The sequence below is a fragment of the Streptomyces sp. NBC_01224 genome (genome assembly GCF_036002945.1).
Taxonomy (GTDB): Bacteria; Actinomycetota; Actinomycetes; order Streptomycetales; family Streptomycetaceae; genus Streptomyces.
The window spans coordinates 2,321,379-2,338,897 of the sequence record NZ_CP108529.1; the positions used below are offsets into that span (position 1 = coordinate 2,321,379).

Below are 17,519 nucleotides of genomic sequence, written 5' to 3' on the forward strand. Positions count from 1 at the left end.
TTCTCTGAACCGGCTGCCGCCGATGCGGCAGCCGGTTCGAAGCTACCCCGAGGATTCTCGACAAATGGGACGGGGGGTGGGGCGAGGGGCCGAATTGACAGGATTCTGACGCCTCGGAGGGACCCGGCCCCCGCCCCGTCCCACTACTCGTGTTCGACGATGTGCCCGTCGCTCAGCTCCAGCACCCGGTCCGCCAGCCCCAGCAGCTGCGCATCATGCGTCGCCACCAGCGCCGTGACGCCTTCACTCCGCACCACCGCCCGCAGCAGCTCCATCACCGCGAGACCGGTCTCCGCGTCGAGCTGCCCTGTCGGCTCGTCCGCGATCAGCAGCGCGGGGCGGTTGGCCAGCGCGCGGGCGATCGCGACGCGCTGCTGCTGGCCGCCGGAGAGTTCGCCGGGGCGCTGGGCGGCGTGGTCGGCGAGGCCGACCATGGAGAGCAGCAGCGCCACCCGGTCCTCGCGCTCGCGCGGGTCCGCCTTGCGCAGCCGCATGGGTACGCCGACGTTCTCCGCGGCGGTCAGGATCGGGATCAGGCCGAACGACTGGAAGATGAAGCCGATCCGGTCCCGGCGCAGCTCCAGGAGCCCGTTCTCGCCGAGTTCGGCGAGGTCCGTGCCCCCGACGGTGATCCGGCCGCCGTCGGGGCTGTCGAGGCCACCGACGAGGTTGAGGAGCGTCGTCTTGCCTGAGCCCGAGCGCCCCTTGAGCGCGACGAGTTCACCGCGCGGCACCTCGAAGGACACCCCGCGCAGCGCGTGCACGACCGCGGCGCCGGTGCCGTACGAGCGGTGCAGGTCCTCGACCCGGACCATGGGCCCGCGGGCCGGGTCCTCGTCGACCGCCGCGCCGCTCTGCCCGCCGGTGCTCGTCCGGCCGGTGTTGTCGGTCATGTCTCTCCCCGTACGTGATCGGTCCCGTCGGCCGCCAGTATGTGCATCGGGCACAGGACTGGGCAATGGCCGAAGGGCGGTGGTCAGGCGTCCGGCCAGACGCCGATGTGGTCGTTCTCGGCGGTGAGGCGCACCCGGTGGCGGAGCCCGTACCGTCGCAGATAGTCGTCGGGCAGCTGCAGCCGCCCCACCCGGTCGAGTACGGCGAATTCCTCCGCGCCGCCGCCGGGGCCGCCGTCGCGCAGGGTCTCCGTGGAGGTCCGGCCGTCGCGGATGCGTACCGTACGCCGCACCTGCCCGGAGACCATCGGGTCGTGGGTGACGACCAGGACGGTCGCGCCGAGTTCGTCGTTGGCGCGGCGCAGGGCGGCGAAGACGTCCTCGCCACTGGCGGTGTCGAGTTCGCCGGTCGGCTCGTCGGCGAGCAGGACCCGGGGGCTGTTGGCGGTAGCCACGGCGACGGCGACGCGCTGCTGTTCGCCACCGCTGAGCTCGGCGGGTCTGCGGTCGCGGCAGTGCGCGATGCCGAGGACGCCGAGGAGTTCGGTGGCCCGCGCCTCGCGCCGGGCGCGCGGGACACCGGTGTACTTCATCGGCAGGGTGACGTTCTCCACGGCGGTGAGATACGGCAGCAGGTTGCGTCCGGTCTGCTGCCAGACAAAGCCGACGGTGCGCCGCCGGTAGTCGAGGCGTTCGCGGCGGCGCATGGACAGCAGGTCGTGCCCGGCGACCCTGGCCGATCCCGCGGTGGGGGTGTCGAGGCCGGACAGGATGGCGAGCAGGGTCGACTTGCCGGAGCCGGAGGCTCCGACGAGCGCAATGCACTCGCCCTCCCGCACGACGAGGTCGAGGCCCTGGAGCGCCTGCACCTCGACGTCCTCTGTGCGGTAGACGCGTACGACGTTGTCGCAGATGACCAGGCCCTCGTCGGGGGCGGGCACGGTGCCTGCCCTGGCGCGCGCCTCAAGTTCACGGAGGTCCGTCATGCGGTCTTCTCCTCGTCATCCGTCATGTGCCGTTCTCCCCCACTCGTAGGACCGCCCCCAGTCCGCGGCGGCGGGCCAGCCAGGTCTCCGCGGCGACGGCCGCCGCGATCAGTACGGCGAATCCGACGCCCAGCAGGGCCACCGGTGCGTAATCGGCGTGCAGGGCCGGTTCGGCGGGGCCGCCCGTGAAGTAGCGCAGTTTCAGGGCCGGTCCGAGCAGGGCCGGAAGCGCCGCGCCGAGAGCGACCCCGCCGGCCGCGGCGGCCAGTGCCATCGGCAGCAGTTGCAGGATCTGCAGCCCTCCGACGGCGCGGGTACCGAGGCCCAGCGTACGGAGCTTCGCCGCGGTGCGGCCGCGTTCGGGCGCGGAGAGCAGCAGATCGAGCACGAGCGCGACGAAGGCCAGCAGGGCCGCGAGCAGCGAGCAGACGGTGTGCGCGGTGGACAGGGCGACGAGCACACCGTCGTCCCGGTCTCGGGCCTCCGCCTCGGAGCGGATCCGCAGCTCGCCCGCACTGTCCTTGACGGTGGCCCGTGGCGCGATGCCGCGCAGCACGTCCGCGTCGATTGCGGAGCCGTACAGCAGGAGCGTCTTCTCCTCCTGGTCCTTGGCGCGGAACCCGGTGAGCGCTGCCGCGTCGGCGAGCAGCACGCGGCTGTCGCGGTCTTCGAGCACCGGGCCGAGCGCCGGGTCGTGGGCCGCGTCGTCGGTGAGCCTGCCGACGACGGTGAAGGTGAGGGTCCGGCCGCGCAGGGTGCTGGTGTACGTCGTCCCGACCGGCAGCCCGGGTCCGGTGAGCACCGGGACGGCCCCGTGGCCGGCGCGCGGGGCCCGGGACAGGGCCGCCGCGGCCGGGGAGCCGGGCGCCGCGGCACCGAGCTCGGAGGCGTCGAGGGAGACCAGGTCGGCCCGGCCGTAGTTGCCGCCGTCCTCGGCGCCGATGAGCGCCGCAGAGGTGCGGGAGACGGTCACCCGGTGGCGGACCCCCGGGGCGCGGGACAGCTTCTGCGCGGTCTCCGGGTCGGCCTGGGCGCCGGCGTAGGAGGCGTCGGCTCCGACGTGCCAGTCGGCGGCGGTGCGGCGTCCTTCGGCGATCGTCCCGGCGACGAGGCTGCTGAAGACGGCGGTGCCCAGGGTGATGACCAGGACGAGGAGTGCGAGGGCGCGCGCTGGGGCGTCCTTGGCAGCCCGGGCGAGCGCGATCATCGGGACGGCGCCGCGACGGCGCGCGGACCAGCGGGCCAGGAACCGAACCGGGGGCGGGTAGCAGCGCACCAGCAGCAGAACGGTCGCCAGCCCCAGCAGGGCAGGCACAGCGGCGAGTTGGGGATCGGTCGCATCCTGCATGCCCCGGGTCCGCAGGGCGAGGACACCTGCGGCGGCGAGCAGCAGCACGGTGGCCTCGGCGGTGATCCGGCGTGCGCCGGCGCGTGCCCCGTCCCGGCCGTCGGCGGGCCGTCGCGGCGCTCTGTCCCGTACCGCGTTCCAGGTCAGCGCGGGCAGCACCAGCCAGGCGAGTGCCGCGACGACCGCCGCCGTGCCGTAGGCCGGGCTGCTCGCGCCCGAAGGTGCGACGGACCAGGCCACTGCGAGGCCCACCAGCATGCCGATCAGCACGACCGGGGCGGTCTGTCCGGCACGGGTGGCGGCGAGGCCGAGCGCGGCAGCCCCCCGGGCCCGTTGGAGCCGGTGTGCGTCGAGCCTGCGGCGTACGGCGAGCAGGGCCGTGACGACACAGGTGGCCAGGCCGACGCTGATCAGCGAGACGAGTGAGAACGAGATGACGGCCTCGGCGCGGTGCCATTCGGTGGTGAACCGCGCTGCCATGTCCGGCAGTTGGCTCGACATGGTCAGCGGGGACGCCCCGTGCGCACCGACGGTGCAGACCTGGTATCCGTCGGCGTCCTGTCGGCAGAACGAGTCGTCGACCAGCTGCCCGTACTGGTACAGCCCGCGCTGAAGCTCCGCGCTGCCGTGTGCACCGCTGAACCGGATCGCTTCGGCACCTGTCAGGTCGAGCTGCTGGTTCCAGGTGGCGGAGAGCTGGACCTGTCCTGACCTCTGGAGCCTTTCGAGCGCGCCGGGCGAGGTCAGTGCGGTGGCTTGCCGGTCGATGCCCGTGGTGGCGCCGGGCACCTTCAACGGGTCGCCGAGCAGTGGTACTTCGCGGCCTATCCGCTGCGAGCCGAGCTCGAAGACACCGGCCACCACGGCCGGAGTCGTCACGGGCAGGCTGCCCTGCCGGAGGGTGAGACGCTGTCCGACGCGGAGCCCCAGCACGTCCGCCGTCCGGGCCGATACGGCGATCTCGACCCGGCTACGGTTCTCGCCCGGTGCCCGGCCCGCGGTGTAGGAACGCCCCCGGGGCGCGTCGTTCGCGTACAGCAGGCCGAGCGCGACGGACTCGTCGCCGATCGTGGCCGCCACCGGCGGGAGTTCCACGCGGGCGGACCGGGCCACCAGGCGGTCGGTGAGCACAACGGGCGCGGCACTCATGATGTGCTTGCCCGAGTCGTCGAGGTCCCGCCCGAACGTGACCGGTTCGGTCCTCTTGGTGTGGGGGATTTCAAGCGCCGAACTGAACTGCAGGCCTGGCCCGTTCGCCTGGACGGCGGCCACCCGGTCGAGCAGGGCATGTCCGGCGAGCCGGTCCATGAGCGGCGGTGCGGCGGCGGCCGCGGCGGTGAGCAGGGCGACGAGCGCGGCGAGACAGGCCAGCAGTACGGCGTCGGACCGCGCCTCACGGATCGTCAGCACGTCGGGTCGCCAGGAGCGGAGCGCGCGAACCCTGTCGACGAGGCCACCGGTGAAGGCGGGCTCCGCGCCCGGTGCTCGGTCGCTCATCCGTCGTCCCCCGCTCGCAGTACCCGTGCCAGATCCACCCGTGCCAGGAACCGGGCGGCGAAACCGACCACCACGCAGATCAGTACGGTCGTGGCCGCCCCGGTCATCGCCACCCGCGCCCAGGGCACGGACGTCAGCAGGACGGGGAAGACCTGCTGTCCGTCGGTGTTCACCGTGACCACCGGCATGATCGCAGCCGCGAGCAACGTGCCGAGCAGGGTGCCCAGCAGCGCGGCGACGGCTGACAGCCCCAGCTGTTCGGTCCAGAGGTACGCGGCGAGCTGGCCGCGCCGTACGCCGATGGCCCGCAGCAGCGCGAACTCCCGGCGCCGGTCCCTCGCGGAGAGCGCGGTGTGCAGCGTGAAGGCGATCACCGCGAAGGCGGGGGCCAGCAGCAGGCAGAGTGTGAGGGCGCCGCGAGCGCCGTGCCTCAGCGGATCGTCGGCGAGCCGGGCTCGTTCATGGGGCACGTCCGTCGCGACACCGAGCCGCGGATCCGCGACCACCGCCCGCAGCGCGGCGCTCGCATCGTGCCCCCGGACCGAGGCCAGCCAGCCGGTCTCGGCCTCGGGCAGCCGGCCCTGGGCGGCGAGCAGACCGGTCAGCGCCCGGGAGTCGACGAGGAGGCGCGGGAAGTCCCGGTCGACGCCGGGAACGGCCTCGATCCGGCCGATCACCTTGAAGGACAGGGCGCCCCCGTCGGGCGGCGCCACGTCCACGGTGTCCCCGATCCTGACAGTGCCCTGGGCGAGCAGCGCCGCATCGGCCAGGGCGGGCACATCGGGAGTGACCCGCACGGTGCCGACCGCCAGCCGGATGTCCCACAGGGGCGAGGTCGATGCGACGTCGGGGCCGCGCAGCACCGCGTCGAGGAGTGCGCCGGCCCGCGGCCGGTTGCCGCAGAGCACGGGCCCGGTACCGGGGGTCGGGGCGAACGTATCGGGTTCCACGCCGGGGCAGCCCGCGGTGCCCGGATCGGACACGTCGGTGCCGGTGACATCCTTCAGGGACGCCGGCGCGGTCGCGCCCGGGATCCGGTCGACCGTCAGGCGGTAGGTGCGGCGGACCGTTTCACCCCGCATGTTCAGGCTGACCCGGAGGATCCGCAGCGGCCCGGTGCGCGCGGGCACGGGCAGTTGTACGGTGCGGGCCCGCGTGCCCGTGGTGCGCAGCACCACGGAGCTCTCGTGGGCGAGGCCGTCGCCGTCCTCGAAGGTGACGGTGAGGGTGATCGGTGCGGGTGTGCCGGGGCCGTCGGCGCTGAGCGCCACCCGCAGCGGCAGGGTGCGAGGAGTCCCGGCGAGCGCCAGTCCATGGCGTGGGACGGTGCGTCCGAGCGGGCGCAGGAGATCGGCGAGCGGCCGGTCGGAGAGGTCGGGGCGCAGGGTGGGCACGGGACCGCGTGCGGTGTTGATTCCGGTGACCGCGACGGGCTTGTCCGCCACGTAGCCGGGCGCCTCCAGTACGGGGGTGAGCGCGTCGACGCCCGGCAGCTTCCGGTAGGCCGCTCTGCGCTCCCCCGCCGGTACGCCTCCGGCGCCCTCGGGCCCCGCGGTGATCCTCAGGTCCGAGCCGACGGCGAACACGGCCTGGTCGTGGTCGCCCCGGTCGAGGATCGCCAGGGCAGTGGCACTGAGCGCGCCGACGGCCAGTGCCAGGGCGACGACCAGGGTCGGTCCGGCGTGCCGGGAGGCGCGGCGGCCGATCTGCCAGCCGCCGAGTGGGAGTACGAGTCCGGTGCCGCGCCGGGCCATCGGGTCGAGGAGCCGGCCGGCCAGTGGCAGCAGCCGCAGGACCAGCAGGACGGCCGCGGTGGTCATCGCGACGGGCGCCAGGACGAGCACCGGATCGACGCCGCTGCTGCCATTGCCCGCCAGGACCGGGGACCGGTGCTGCCGCAGCTGGAGCCAGCCGAGCACGGCGACCGCGACCAGGGCGACATCGGTTCCCGTGCGCTGTGCGCCGGAGTACCGGCTCAGGCGCTGTCGCAGCCGGGAGACGGTGCGCCGGTCGCGTACCGCACGCACGGTCGGCAGCAGCAGCGCGGCGCCGTGCATGACGACGGCGAGCAGCGCGACGGCCCAGGCGAGGGCGAGTGTCGACGGCTCGTCGGGGACGCCTCCGGGGACGAGCCCGCCCCGGTCCAGGAGTCGTAGCAGCGGTCCGGCGAGGAACGGTGCGGCGCAGCCCGCCGGGAGGGCTACGGCCGCCCACTGGGCGGCGGCCGCGCCGGTGATCCGCGGGGCCCCGGCGCCGCGTGCCGCGAGCAGGGCCTGTTCGGGCCTGCGGTGTTCGGCGAGTTGGCGGGCGGTGAGGACGAGCGCGGCGGCGGCGAGTGCCGCCAGCAGTGTGGCGGGGATGTAGAGGCCGGCGCGGGCGACGGCGATGGGGGTGTCGAGTTCACGCAGGGTGTCCGCGAGTCCGTCGAGTACGGCGAGTTCGGAGCCGGGGGCCGGACCGCCGTGGAAGACGGAACGGCCGGTGTCGCTGCCGCTGAAGTTGTCCAGCCGTTCGGCGAGTGCGTCGATGCCGTCCAGTCGCAGGCCGGAGGCGACCGGTACGCCGAGCCACAGATCGTTGGAGTCCCCGGCCAGCCGGGGGTTCGCGGTGAAGGCTTCAGGGGCGAGAAGGACCAGGTTCTCGATGCTTCCGTAGTCCCCGGCAAGGGCGTCCCAGACGGCGGGCGACCGGCCCTGGGCGGAGTAGGTCCCGCTCAGCCGCAGGGACACCCGGCCCCGGCCGTTGGCGTCGACCGTGAACCGGCTGCCGGGGCGCAACTGGAGCCGGGCGGCGAGGACCCTGGGCAGTGCCGCCTCCGTCGCACCACCTGCCGTGGAGCCGCGCGGCCAACGGCCGGAGAGCAGCCGGGCGTGGCGCGTCCGGTCCTGGAGTGCGACGACGGAGACGGTCAGGTCCTCGACCGTACGGCCGTCGGCACCGCTTACGGGGTAGCCGCTGGACATGGCCGCCGGTGCCCGGTGCGCCGCCCAGGTGTGCTGCGGCACACCGGCGAAGACATCGTCCATCGCGGCACGTACGGCCTTGTCGGTACGGACGTACGCCGCTTCCTCCCCGGCACCGTGACGGCCCGCGACCTGGACGGCGGCTCCGGAGTCCGCAGCGAGCCGCCGCTGCACCCCGCCCTCGACCGCGCGCTCGGTGAGGGCGGCCAGCGCCGCCAGCACGGTGGCCGCGAGCAGCACCGCGAGTCCGGCCGCGCAGAGCACCAGACCGTGGTGCCTGCTGCGGCGCAGCAGCGCAGGCGTCCGCCTTCCCCGTTTCCTCACCAGTCCCCCTGGCCCCTCTCATCCCCCCGGATGATCAAGCCAGTATGGGTGGACGTCATACGTGCCGCAATGGTCTGGACAAGTTGGACACCATCGCCGGGCGTGAACTTGACGGACAGCCACTTCGCAGCGTCGAACGGCACGGACGTTCTCTTTATCGGAGTACAACCGCTTCCCGACAACTTCCTGACACCGACTGACCAGCCTTGCCAGGGTCCACCGGGGCGAGTGCCCCGTCCTTGAAAGGGTGCGCATGACGTTACGAAGGAGCCTTCCCGGGCTTGTCGCCGGAGCCCTCGGGATATCCCTGACCCTGTCCGCGGTCCCCGCCGCAACCGCAACCGCGAAAGCCCAGGCCCCCACCGCCCCCACCGTCTCCGAGCAGCAGGTGATGCCCCACCTGCGCGCGCTGCAGCGCATCGCCGACCGCAACGGCGGCAACCGCGCGCACGGCACGCAGGGATACGCGGACTCGGTGGCCTATGTGAAGAACGCCCTGGACCGGGCCGGCTTCCGCACGAAACTGGTCCCCTTCACCTACAACGGCGCCACCGGCAACAACCTGATCGCCGACTGGCCGGGCGGCGACCCGGATCACGTGCTGCTGACCGGCGCCCACCTCGACAGCGTCAAGGAGGGCCCGGGGATCAACGACAACGGCTCGGGCTCGGCCGCGGTCCTGACCACCGCCCTCCAGGTGGCCAAGTCCCGTCTCAAGCCCGAGCGGCACCTCCGGTTCGCATGGTGGGGCGGGGAGGAGTCGGGACTGATCGGCTCGGCGGACTACGTCGGGAAGCTCTCCGGGGCCGAGCGCCGCAGGATCGACGTCTACCTCAACTTCGACCAGGCGGGCAGCAAGAACACCCGGCAGTGGCTCGTGGTCCACGACGACGAGCACGGCGAGACCGAAGCTCAGCAGGCGTTCGAGGCATGGTTCGCCGAACGGAGCATCCCCACGTTCGACATCGGCGTCGGCGGTTCGGACCACGAGTCGTTCGGAAACGCCGGCATCCCGTCGTCGGGCTTCAGCACCGGTATCTCGGACTGTATCCACGAGGCGTGCGACAACCTGGCCAACGTGGACCCGAAGACGGAGACGACCAGCACCGATGCCCTCATCGGCGTGCTGTGGAAACTCGCCGCCACCACTGCCCGACGCTGACCCCCATCCCCAGGATCGAGACATGCGCAGACTGCTGAACCGACGCCGCAGAACCGCTGCCGCCCTCGTGGCCGCGGTGGTGAGCGGCACCGTCCTGACCATTCTCCCCGCCTCGGCCGCCATCGGCGGTCCGGGCGTCGGTGATCCGTACTTCCCCGACGACGGCAACTCCGGCTACGACGTCTCCCGCTACGACGTCCGTATCGCCTACGATCCGGCGCGCACCGACCACCTGGACGGCGACACCACCGTCACCGCCCGCGCCCTGACCGGCCTGGACCGCTTCAGCCTGGACCTCAAAGGCTTCACCGTGGCATCGGTCACGGTGGACGGCACCCCGGTGAAGGCGTTCTCCCGGTCCGGGGCCCATGAGCTGGTCATCACCCCGGCCCGCCCGGTCGTGCAGGGCACGACGTTCGCGGTCCGGGTGAAGTACGCGGGCAAGCCCGACGCCGAGGGCTGGCACACGCTGAAGAGCGGCGGCGCGTACGTGGCGGGCGAACCGCATGCCGCGACCTCCTGGTATCCCGCCAACGACCACCCGTCCGACAAGGCCACCTTCGCCCTCACCGCGACGGTGCCCGACGGCTGGACGGTCATCGGCAACGGCCTGCCCGGCCCGGCCACCGTCAAGGACGGCAGAAAGACCTTCCGCTGGTTCGAGGACAAGCCGCTGGCGACGTACCTCAGCACCGTCGCCATCGACAGGTTCACCGTCCACCGGGGAAAGACGGCCGCCGGAACACCGGTCATCACGGCATACAGCCCGGACGCCGTCATCGACCCGGACGCGGAGGCCGAGCAGACGGAGATTCTGGACTTCCTGACCGCGAAGTTCGGCCCGTACCCCTTCTCCTCGGCAGGCGCCATCGTCGTCGGCGCCACGAAGGAGCCCACCGGCGGCCCCATCGCCCTGGAGACGCAGAGCCGCCCCACGTACGGCGCGATGCTCTTCGACGCCTCGGTGGTCCACGAGAACACCCACCAGTGGTTCGGCGACAGCGTGTCGTTCGAGGACTGGCGGGACGGCTGCGTCGCGGAGTGCTTCGCCCAGTACGCCGGGCAGTTGTGGGAGGAGCACAAGGGCGCCGATCTCGACAAGGACTACTACCGATCCGAGGTCGAGGACAGCAGGGACGACCCTTCGTTCTGGTCCACCAAGCTCTATGACCCGGGCCAGGGCAAGGAGTTGGCTCCCGCGCTGTACTTCAAGGGTTCCCTGATGCTGCACGCCCTACGGCGCACGGTCGGTGACGACGCGTTCTTCCGGACGCTCAGGACCTGGACCCGCGACCACGCGTACGGCAACGCCTCGTTCCGGCAGTTCGAGGTGCTGGCGACGAGGGTCTCGGGCAAGGACCTCAAGGGGTTCTTCGGGGCGTGGGTCGACGGCACGGTGATTCCGCCGGAGAAGTACCTCTATCCGGGCAGCCTGGGCACGCCGGCCCACTGAACCGGCGTGCAACGGGGCCCCAACGGCCTGAGGCCGGCCACCACGGCCGGCCTCAGTGCCCTCAAGCCCCGTTCACCAGCTGCTTGAGTGCGATGTTGAGCTGGAGGACGTTGACCCTGGGTTCTCCGACGAAGCCGAGGATCCGGCCGTCGGTGTGCTGCTCGACGAGCTTCTCGACCTGGGCGGCGTCGAGGTGGTTGCGCTCGGCGACGCGGCGTACCTGGAGCTGTGCGTATGCCGGGGAGATGGCGGGGTCGAGGCCGGAGCCCGAGGAGGTGACGGCGTCGGCGGGCACATCTGCGGGGTTGACGGGGTGGCCGGGGACGGAGTTGTCCTTGACGACGGCGGCCTTGGCGGCGGTGACCCAGTCGATGAGTTCCTTGTTGTCGCCGGAGCGGTTGGTCGCGCCGGAGAGGATCAGTTTGTACTGGGTGTTGACGCTGTTGGTGCCGAGTCCGTTGGAGGGGCGTGGCTGGAACCACTTGAGGTCCGGGGCCGCGGTTTCCTGTCCCTTCTTCAGCGGCAGGTCGTAGCGCTGGCCGATGAGTTCGGAGCCGACGACCTTGCCGTTGGAGCTGATCTCGGAGCCGTTGGCCTTGTCGGGGAAGATGCCCTGGGCGACAGCGGTGACGGCGAGCGGGTAGATGACGCCGCACACGACGGTGAGGACGAGCAGGGCGCGCAGTCCGGCCCAGAGCAGCCGGGCGGTGTTTCCTACGGAGTTGTTCATGGCAGGTCAGCCGATTCCGGGGATGTGGGAGATGATCAGGTCGATGATCTTGATGCCGATGAACGGGGCGACCAGGCCGCCCAGTCCGTAGATCCCGAGGTTGCGTCGGAGCATCGAGTCGGCGCTGCTGGGCCGGTAGCGCACGCCCTTCAGGGCGAGCGGCACGAGCGCGATGATGATCAGCGCGTTGAACACGACCGCGGACAGGATCGCGGACTGGGGAGAGGACAGCTGCATGATGTTGAGCTTGTCCAGGCTGGGGTAGGCCACCGCGAACATTGCCGGGATGATCGCGAAGTACTTCGCGACGTCGTTGGCTATCGAGAAGGTGGTCAGGGCTCCGCGGGTGATGAGGAGCTGCTTGCCGATCTCGACGATCTCGATCAGCTTGGTGGGGTTGGAGTCCAGGTCCACCATGTTCCCGGCCTCTTTCGCGGCCGAGGTACCGGTGTTCATGGCCACGCCGACGTCCGCCTGGGCCAGCGCAGGGGCGTCGTTGGTGCCGTCACCGGTCATCGCGACGAGCTTGCCGCCGGCCTGCTCCCGCTTGATGAGGGCCATCTTGTCCTCGGGCGTGGCCTCGGCGAGGAAGTCGTCGACTCCCGCCTCCTCGGCGATTGCCTTCGCGGTCAGCGGGTTGTCCCCGGTGATCATGACCGTCTTGATGCCCATGCGGCGCAGCTCGTCGAACCGCTCCCGCATGCCTTCCTTGACGACGTCCTTGAGGTGGATGACACCCAGGACCCGGGCGCCGTGCTCGTCCTCCATGGCGACCAGCAGCGGTGTGCCGCCGGCCTGGGAGATCCGGTCGGTGAGTGCCTGCGCGTCCTGCGAGACGCTGCCGCCGCGCTCCTTCACCCAGGCGACGACCGAACCGGTCGCGCCCTTGCGGACCTTGCGTCCGTCGACATCCACACCCGACATGCGGGTCTGGGCGGTGAACGCGACCCACTCGGCGTGCCGCAGTTCGCCCTGGTGTCGTTCGCGCAGCCCGTACTTCTCCTTGGCGAGCACGACGACGGAACGCCCCTCGGGAGTCTCGTCGGCCAGTGAGGACAGCTGGGCGGCGTCCGCCAGTTCGGCCTCGGTCGTGCCCTTGACCGGGAGGAATTCGGCGGCTTGGCGGTTGCCGAGCGTGATGGTGCCGGTCTTGTCGAGGAGCAGGGTCGAGACATCCCCCGCGGCCTCAACAGCACGCCCCGACATGGCAAGGACGTTGCGCTGCACCAGCCGGTCCATACCGGCGATACCGATCGCCGAGAGCAGCGCACCGATGGTCGTCGGGATCAGGCAGACCAGCAGGGCGGTCAGCACGATCATCGACTGCTTCTGGCCCGCGTAGATCGCGAAGGGCTGCAGAGTGACGACGGCGAGCAGGAAGACGATGGTGAGGGACGCCAGGAGGATGTTCAGCGCGATCTCGTTGGGTGTCTTCTGCCGGGCGGCGCCCTCGACCAGGGCGATCATCCGGTCGATGAACGTCTCACCCGGCTTCGTGGTGATCTTGATGACGACCCGGTCGGAGAGCACCTTCGTACCCCCGGTGACGGCCGAGCGGTCACCGCCCGACTCCCGGATGACCGGCGCCGACTCGCCCGTGATCGCCGACTCGTCCACACTCGCGACACCCTCGACGACATCCCCGTCACCGGGAATGATGTCACCGGCCTCGCAGACCACCAGATCACCGATACGCAGCTCGGTCCCCGGCACCCGCTCCTCGTTCACGCCGGTCAGCCGCCGGGCGACGGTGTCGGTCTTGGCCTTGCGCAGCGTGTCGGCCTGCGCCTTGCCGCGCCCCTCGGCGACCGCCTCCGCCAGGTTGGCGAAGATCGTCGTGAGCCACAGCCAGACCGCGATCGCCCAGCCGAACCAGTCGCCCGGATCCAGCACCGCGAGCACGGTGGTGAGCACCGAGCCGATCAGCACCACGAACATCACAGGTGACTTGACCATCACCCGTGGGTCCAGTTTGCGTACCGCGTCCGGGAAGGACTTGAGCAGCTGCTTGGGGTCGAACAGGCCCCCGCCGACGCGTCCTTCGCTCTGGTGGCCCGTGGGCGCGTCCTGATGCGGTGCCCGGGTGGGCGTGACAGTGGACATCGAGTCCTCTTGCTTCAGACGAGTGGTCATGACGCCAGCCCTTCGGCCAGCGGTCCCAGCGCGAGTGCCGGGAAGTAGGTCAGCCCGGTGATGATCAGGATCGTGCCGACCAGCAGTCCGCTGAACAGCGGCTTGTGCGTGCCCAGGGTTCCCACGGTCGCCGGTACGGGCTTCTGCTCGGCGAGCGAGCCGGCCAGCGCCAGCACGAACACCATCGGCAGGAACCGGCCCAGCAGCATCGCCAGCCCGATGGTGGTGTTGAACCACTGCGTGTCCGCGTTCAGCCCGGCGAACGCCGAACCGTTGTTGTTCGCACCCGAGGTGTAGGCGTACAGAATCTCGGAGAATCCGTGAGCGCCGGTGTTGGTCATCGAGTGGGGCGGGGTGGGCAGGGCCATCGCCGCGGCAGTGAAGCACAGCACCAGAGTCGGCGTGATCAGGATGTAGCAGGCCGCGAACTTGATCTCCCGGGTACCGATCTTCTTGCCCAGATACTCCGGGGTGCGGCCGACCATCAGACCGGCGATGAACACCGCGATGATCGCCATGATCAGCATGCCGTACAGGCCCGAGCCCGTACCACCGGGAGCGATCTCGCCCAGCTGCATGCCCAGCATCGTGATCCCGCCACCGAAACCGGTGAACGAGGAGTGGAAGGAGTTCACCGCACCGGTCGACGTCAGCGTCGTGGCCACCGCGAAGATCGAAGAGCCGCCGATCCCGAACCGGGTCTCCTTGCCCTCCATCGCCCCGCCCGCAATGTCGAACGCGGGCCCGTGGTGGGCGAATTCGGTCCACATCATCAGCGCGGTGAACCCGAGCCAGATGACGCCCATCGTCGCCAGAATCGCGTAGCCCTGCTTCAGCGAACCGACCATCCGGCCGAACGTGCGGGTCAGCGCGAACGGAATGACCAGGATCAGGAAGATCTCAAGGAGGTTGGAGAGCCCGTTGGGGTTCTCGAACGGGTGGGACGCATTGGCGTTGAAGTAGCCGCCGCCGTTGGTGCCCAGCTCCTTGATGGCCTCCTGGGAGGCGACCGCGCCACCGTTCCACTGCTGCGAGCCGCCCATGAACTGCCCGACCTCATGGATGCCGGAGAAGTTCTGGATGGCGCCGCAGGCGACGAGGAGGACCGCACCGATCACCGAGATCGGCAGCAGGATCCGTACGGTGCCGCGCACCAGGTCGGCCCAGAAGTTGCCCAGCTCACCCGTGCGGGAGCGGGCGAAACCGCGTACCAGCGCCACCGCGACCGCGATACCGACGGCGGCCGAGACGAAGTTCTGCACCGCCAGGCCGCCGGTCTGTACGACATGGCCCATCGCCTGCTCGCCGTAGTACGACTGCCAGTTGGTGTTCGCGACGAACGACGCCGCCGTGTTGAACGCCTGATCCGGGTCGATCGAGACAAAGCCGAGCGAGCCGGGCAGACTGCCCTGGAGCCGCTGCAGCAGATAGAGGAAGAGGACGCTCACCGCGGAAAACGCGAGCACCCCACGCAGATAGGCGGGCCAGCGCATCTCCGTGTTCGGATTGGCGCCGATGGCCTTGTACATCCACTTCTCGACCCGGAGGTGCTTCTTCGAGGAGTAGACGCCGGCCATGTAGTCACCGAGCGGACGGTACGCCAGACCCAGCGCCACAACGAGCGCGAGCAGCTGGAGCACACCAGCGAGGACGGGGCTCATATCGGGCTCAGAACCTCTCCGGGTACAGAAGGGCGAGGATGAGATAGCCCAACAGGGCAACGGCCACGATCAGACCGACAATGTTCTCGGCAGTCACAGCTTCGCCACCCCCCTGGCGACGAGAGCCACCAACGCGAACACCGCGATCGTGGTGACGACGAAGGCCACATCGGCCATCGTGTGCTCCTAGATGAGATACGGATTCTCGGACCTCATGAGCAAACCTCGCGTCACAGCCGTCCTGGCCTGCGTTGATGGCTTCCATACGGGGAAGGGCGAGCCCTTGACGGTGCACATACGTGCCCTATACGCGCTCCATACGCGCCCCTGTCGTGCGCCCCGGAGCCCGCCCTGGGCGCGCAGAAAGGCCGGTGGGCCGTACCCCCTGGGGAGGGGTACGGCCCACCGGCCTTCAGCTGTGCCGGGCGGCTGCCCGTATCAGCTCAGCGCACCTCGGTGATCTCGGGTCCACGCTGGAGCTGGCCCATGCCACCGGAGAACTTCGAGCCCTCCTGGTTCTCCTGCTGAACGCCCTCGGGCACCATCTGGGCGTCGTCGGGGAGCTTGAGGACGATCGGGTCGCGCGGCGCCATCGGGCCCTCGCCACGGACGACCACGGTGTCCCGGAAAATCGTCTCCAGCAGCCCTGCGGCCTCCGGCTGCACGGCACCCTGGCCGGAGATCACGCCGCGCAGGAACCAGCGCGGCCCGTCGACGCCGACGAAGCGCACCAGCTGCACGCCGTTCGTCCCGTCCGGGAGCTGTACGGGGACCTGGGCACGCAGCTCCCAGCCCAGCGGACCCTCGACCTCGTCGATGATCCCGCCCTGCTGGGTGATGCCGGAGGCGATCTCCTCGCGGACCTCGCCCCAGATGCCCTCCTTCTTGGGGGCGGCGAAGGCCTGCAGCTGGATGGCGCTGTCGCGCAGCACCACGGTCGCGGCGACGATCGCGTCACCGGCCACCTCGACGCGCAGCTCCATGCCCTCGACACCGGGCACGAAGATGCCACCCAGGTCGACACGGCCCTCGCCGGGCTGGGAGACCTCGGTGATGTCCCACGGTCCGTCCGGCCGCGGCGCCGGCGGGAGATTCACCCGACGCGAGCCGCTGTCGGCTCCATCGGCGTCATCGAGCTCGTCGACGACCTGCTCGGCCTCGCGCGCTTCGTCCGCCACGTCCTCGGCGGAACCACTCTTCTTGCGACGTCCGAACACGTCACTGTCCTTCCCGGTCGGGTACGACCGAAGCGTAGCTGTTCCCGCCCTGGGTAATCCCGCCCCTGACGCCATCAACATCGCCGGAGGCATGGCCTCCGGTGGATCCGAAGCCTCCCTCACCGCGGGCCGAGCCGGGTAGCTCCGCCACCTCGTGGAAGCGCACCTTCTCGACCTGCTGGACGACCAGTTGGGCAATCCGGTCGAACCGCTCGAACCGCACGGGCTCGCGCGGGTCGAGATTGATGACGATCACCTTGATCTCTCCACGGTACCCGGCATCAACCGTCCCCGGGGCATTCACAAGAGCGACTCCGCAGCGCGCGGCGAGGCCGGACCGCGGGTGCACGAACGCGGCGTATCCGTCGGGCAGCGCGATCGACACCCCGGTGGGCAGCACAGCGCGCTCGCCCGGGGCAAGTTCGGCGGCCTCGGTGGTCACCAGATCGACCCCGGCGTCGCCCGGGTGTCCGTAGGCCGGAATCGGAACGTCCGGGTCGACACGGCGAATAAGTACGTCTACGGGGTGACGCATCAGGGATTCACCTCGAACGCACGGACGCGCTTGGTCCGGTCCGGGTCGGCCATCGCTGCCTGGATCTCGGCCGGGCGGCCGTTCTCGATGAAGTGATCGACCTTGACCTCGATGAAGAGGGCCTCGGCGCGGACCGCCACCGGGCCGTCCTGACCGCCGATCCGGCCGGTCGCCCGGGAGTAGATCTTCCGGCCGTGCACCGCGGTGACCTCGGCGTCCAGGTGCAGCACGGTATCCACGGGAACCGGGCGCACGAAGTCGGTCTCCAGCCGCCCGGTCACCGCGATCACCCGCAGCAGCCAGTTCAACGAGCCGAGCGTCTCGTCCAGCGCGGTGGCCAGGACGCCACCGTGGGCCAGCCCCGGGGCGCCCTGGTGGGCAGCCTTCACGGTGAACTCGGCGGTGATCCTGACACCCTCGCCGGCCCGCGCCTGGAGGTGCAGCCCGTGCGGCTGTCCTTCGCCGCACCCGAAACAGTGATCGTAGTGCGCGCCGAGGAGTTCGCCGGGGGCCGGGGCTTCGGGGTGCCGGACCGGTTTCACCGCATCGGCCGGGGGCTTCAGAGCCACAGATGTTCCACTCACAGGCGCAGACCTTACCCGCGCGGCCACCCGCAG

The 17,519-nt window shown here is 70.8% G+C and carries 13 protein-coding genes; 2 read left to right on the plus strand and 11 right to left on the minus strand.

The window, feature by feature from the left end:
• Nucleotides 1-143 precede the first annotated feature (143 nt).
• The 4 genes from OG609_RS09780 to OG609_RS09795 form a co-directional block, all read right to left on the minus strand.
• Entirely contained in the window at nt 144-893 is a 750-nt protein-coding gene (locus OG609_RS09780) for an ABC transporter ATP-binding protein (RefSeq protein ID WP_327272459.1), read from the minus strand.
• A gap of 83 nt (nt 894-976) precedes the next feature.
• A complete protein-coding gene (locus tag OG609_RS09785) occupies nt 977-1,879 on the minus strand; it encodes an ABC transporter ATP-binding protein (protein ID WP_327272460.1) in 903 nt (300 codons plus the stop codon).
• A gap of 22 nt (nt 1,880-1,901) precedes the next feature.
• On the minus strand, nt 1,902-4,724 hold the full coding sequence (locus OG609_RS09790) for an FtsX-like permease family protein (protein ID WP_327272461.1): 2,823 nt from the start codon (nt 4,722-4,724) through the stop codon (nt 1,902-1,904).
• Nucleotides 4,721-8,011, minus strand: coding sequence for an ABC transporter permease (locus OG609_RS09795; protein ID WP_327272462.1), 3,291 nt, complete (start codon nt 8,009-8,011; stop codon nt 4,721-4,723). Before OG609_RS09795 ends, OG609_RS09790 begins: the two co-directional genes overlap by 4 nt.
• 253 nt (nt 8,012-8,264) lie before the next feature.
• Here OG609_RS09795 and OG609_RS09800 point away from each other — a divergent pair, with 253 nt between their 5' ends.
• Together OG609_RS09800 and OG609_RS09805 are read left to right on the plus strand one after the other, a co-directional pair.
• A complete protein-coding gene (locus OG609_RS09800) occupies nt 8,265-9,173 on the plus strand; it encodes a M28 family peptidase (protein WP_327272463.1) in 909 nt (302 codons plus the stop codon).
• Nucleotides 9,174-9,195: 22 nt separating this feature from the next.
• Complete coding sequence (locus tag OG609_RS09805; protein ID WP_327272464.1) at nt 9,196-10,626, plus strand: M1 family metallopeptidase; 1,431 nt, start codon at nt 9,196-9,198, stop codon at nt 10,624-10,626.
• Between the two features lie 61 nt (nt 10,627-10,687).
• On the opposite strand, the gene OG609_RS09810 is transcribed toward OG609_RS09805, so the two are convergent.
• The 7 genes from OG609_RS09810 to OG609_RS09840 all read right to left on the minus strand — a co-directional run bounded on the left by OG609_RS09810 (nt 10,688) and on the right by OG609_RS09840 (nt 17,486).
• Nucleotides 10,688-11,356, minus strand: a complete 669-nt coding sequence (locus OG609_RS09810) for a potassium-transporting ATPase subunit C (RefSeq protein ID WP_327272465.1) — start codon at nt 11,354-11,356, stop codon at nt 10,688-10,690.
• A gap of 6 nt (nt 11,357-11,362) precedes the next feature.
• Nucleotides 11,363-13,489, minus strand: coding sequence for a potassium-transporting ATPase subunit KdpB (gene kdpB, locus OG609_RS09815; RefSeq protein ID WP_327272466.1), 2,127 nt, complete (start codon nt 13,487-13,489; stop codon nt 11,363-11,365).
• Complete coding sequence (kdpA, locus tag OG609_RS09820; protein ID WP_327272467.1) at nt 13,486-15,150, minus strand: potassium-transporting ATPase subunit KdpA; 1,665 nt, start codon at nt 15,148-15,150, stop codon at nt 13,486-13,488. Before kdpA ends, kdpB begins: the two co-directional genes overlap by 4 nt.
• A 7-nt stretch (nt 15,151-15,157) precedes the next feature.
• Nucleotides 15,158-15,247: a K(+)-transporting ATPase subunit F gene (gene kdpF / locus OG609_RS09825; RefSeq protein ID WP_327272468.1), complete on the minus strand. Its 90-nt coding sequence runs from the start codon at nt 15,245-15,247 to the stop codon at nt 15,158-15,160.
• A 346-nt stretch (nt 15,248-15,593) separates the two neighbouring features.
• Nucleotides 15,594-16,367, minus strand: coding sequence for a DUF3710 domain-containing protein (locus OG609_RS09830; protein ID WP_093898961.1), 774 nt, complete (start codon nt 16,365-16,367; stop codon nt 15,594-15,596).
• 1 nt (nt 16,368) lies between these two features.
• The gene (gene dut / locus OG609_RS09835; RefSeq protein WP_093898960.1) at nt 16,369-16,902 is read right to left on the minus strand and encodes a dUTP diphosphatase; all 534 of its coding nucleotides are present in this window, start codon (nt 16,900-16,902) and stop codon (nt 16,369-16,371) included.
• Nucleotides 16,902-17,486 (minus strand): PaaI family thioesterase, encoded by a 585-nt coding sequence (locus tag OG609_RS09840; RefSeq protein ID WP_327272469.1) that lies wholly within the window; start codon nt 17,484-17,486, stop codon nt 16,902-16,904. The genes dut and OG609_RS09840 overlap by 1 nt, the downstream gene beginning before the upstream one ends.
• Nucleotides 17,487-17,519: the final 33 nt, after the last annotated feature.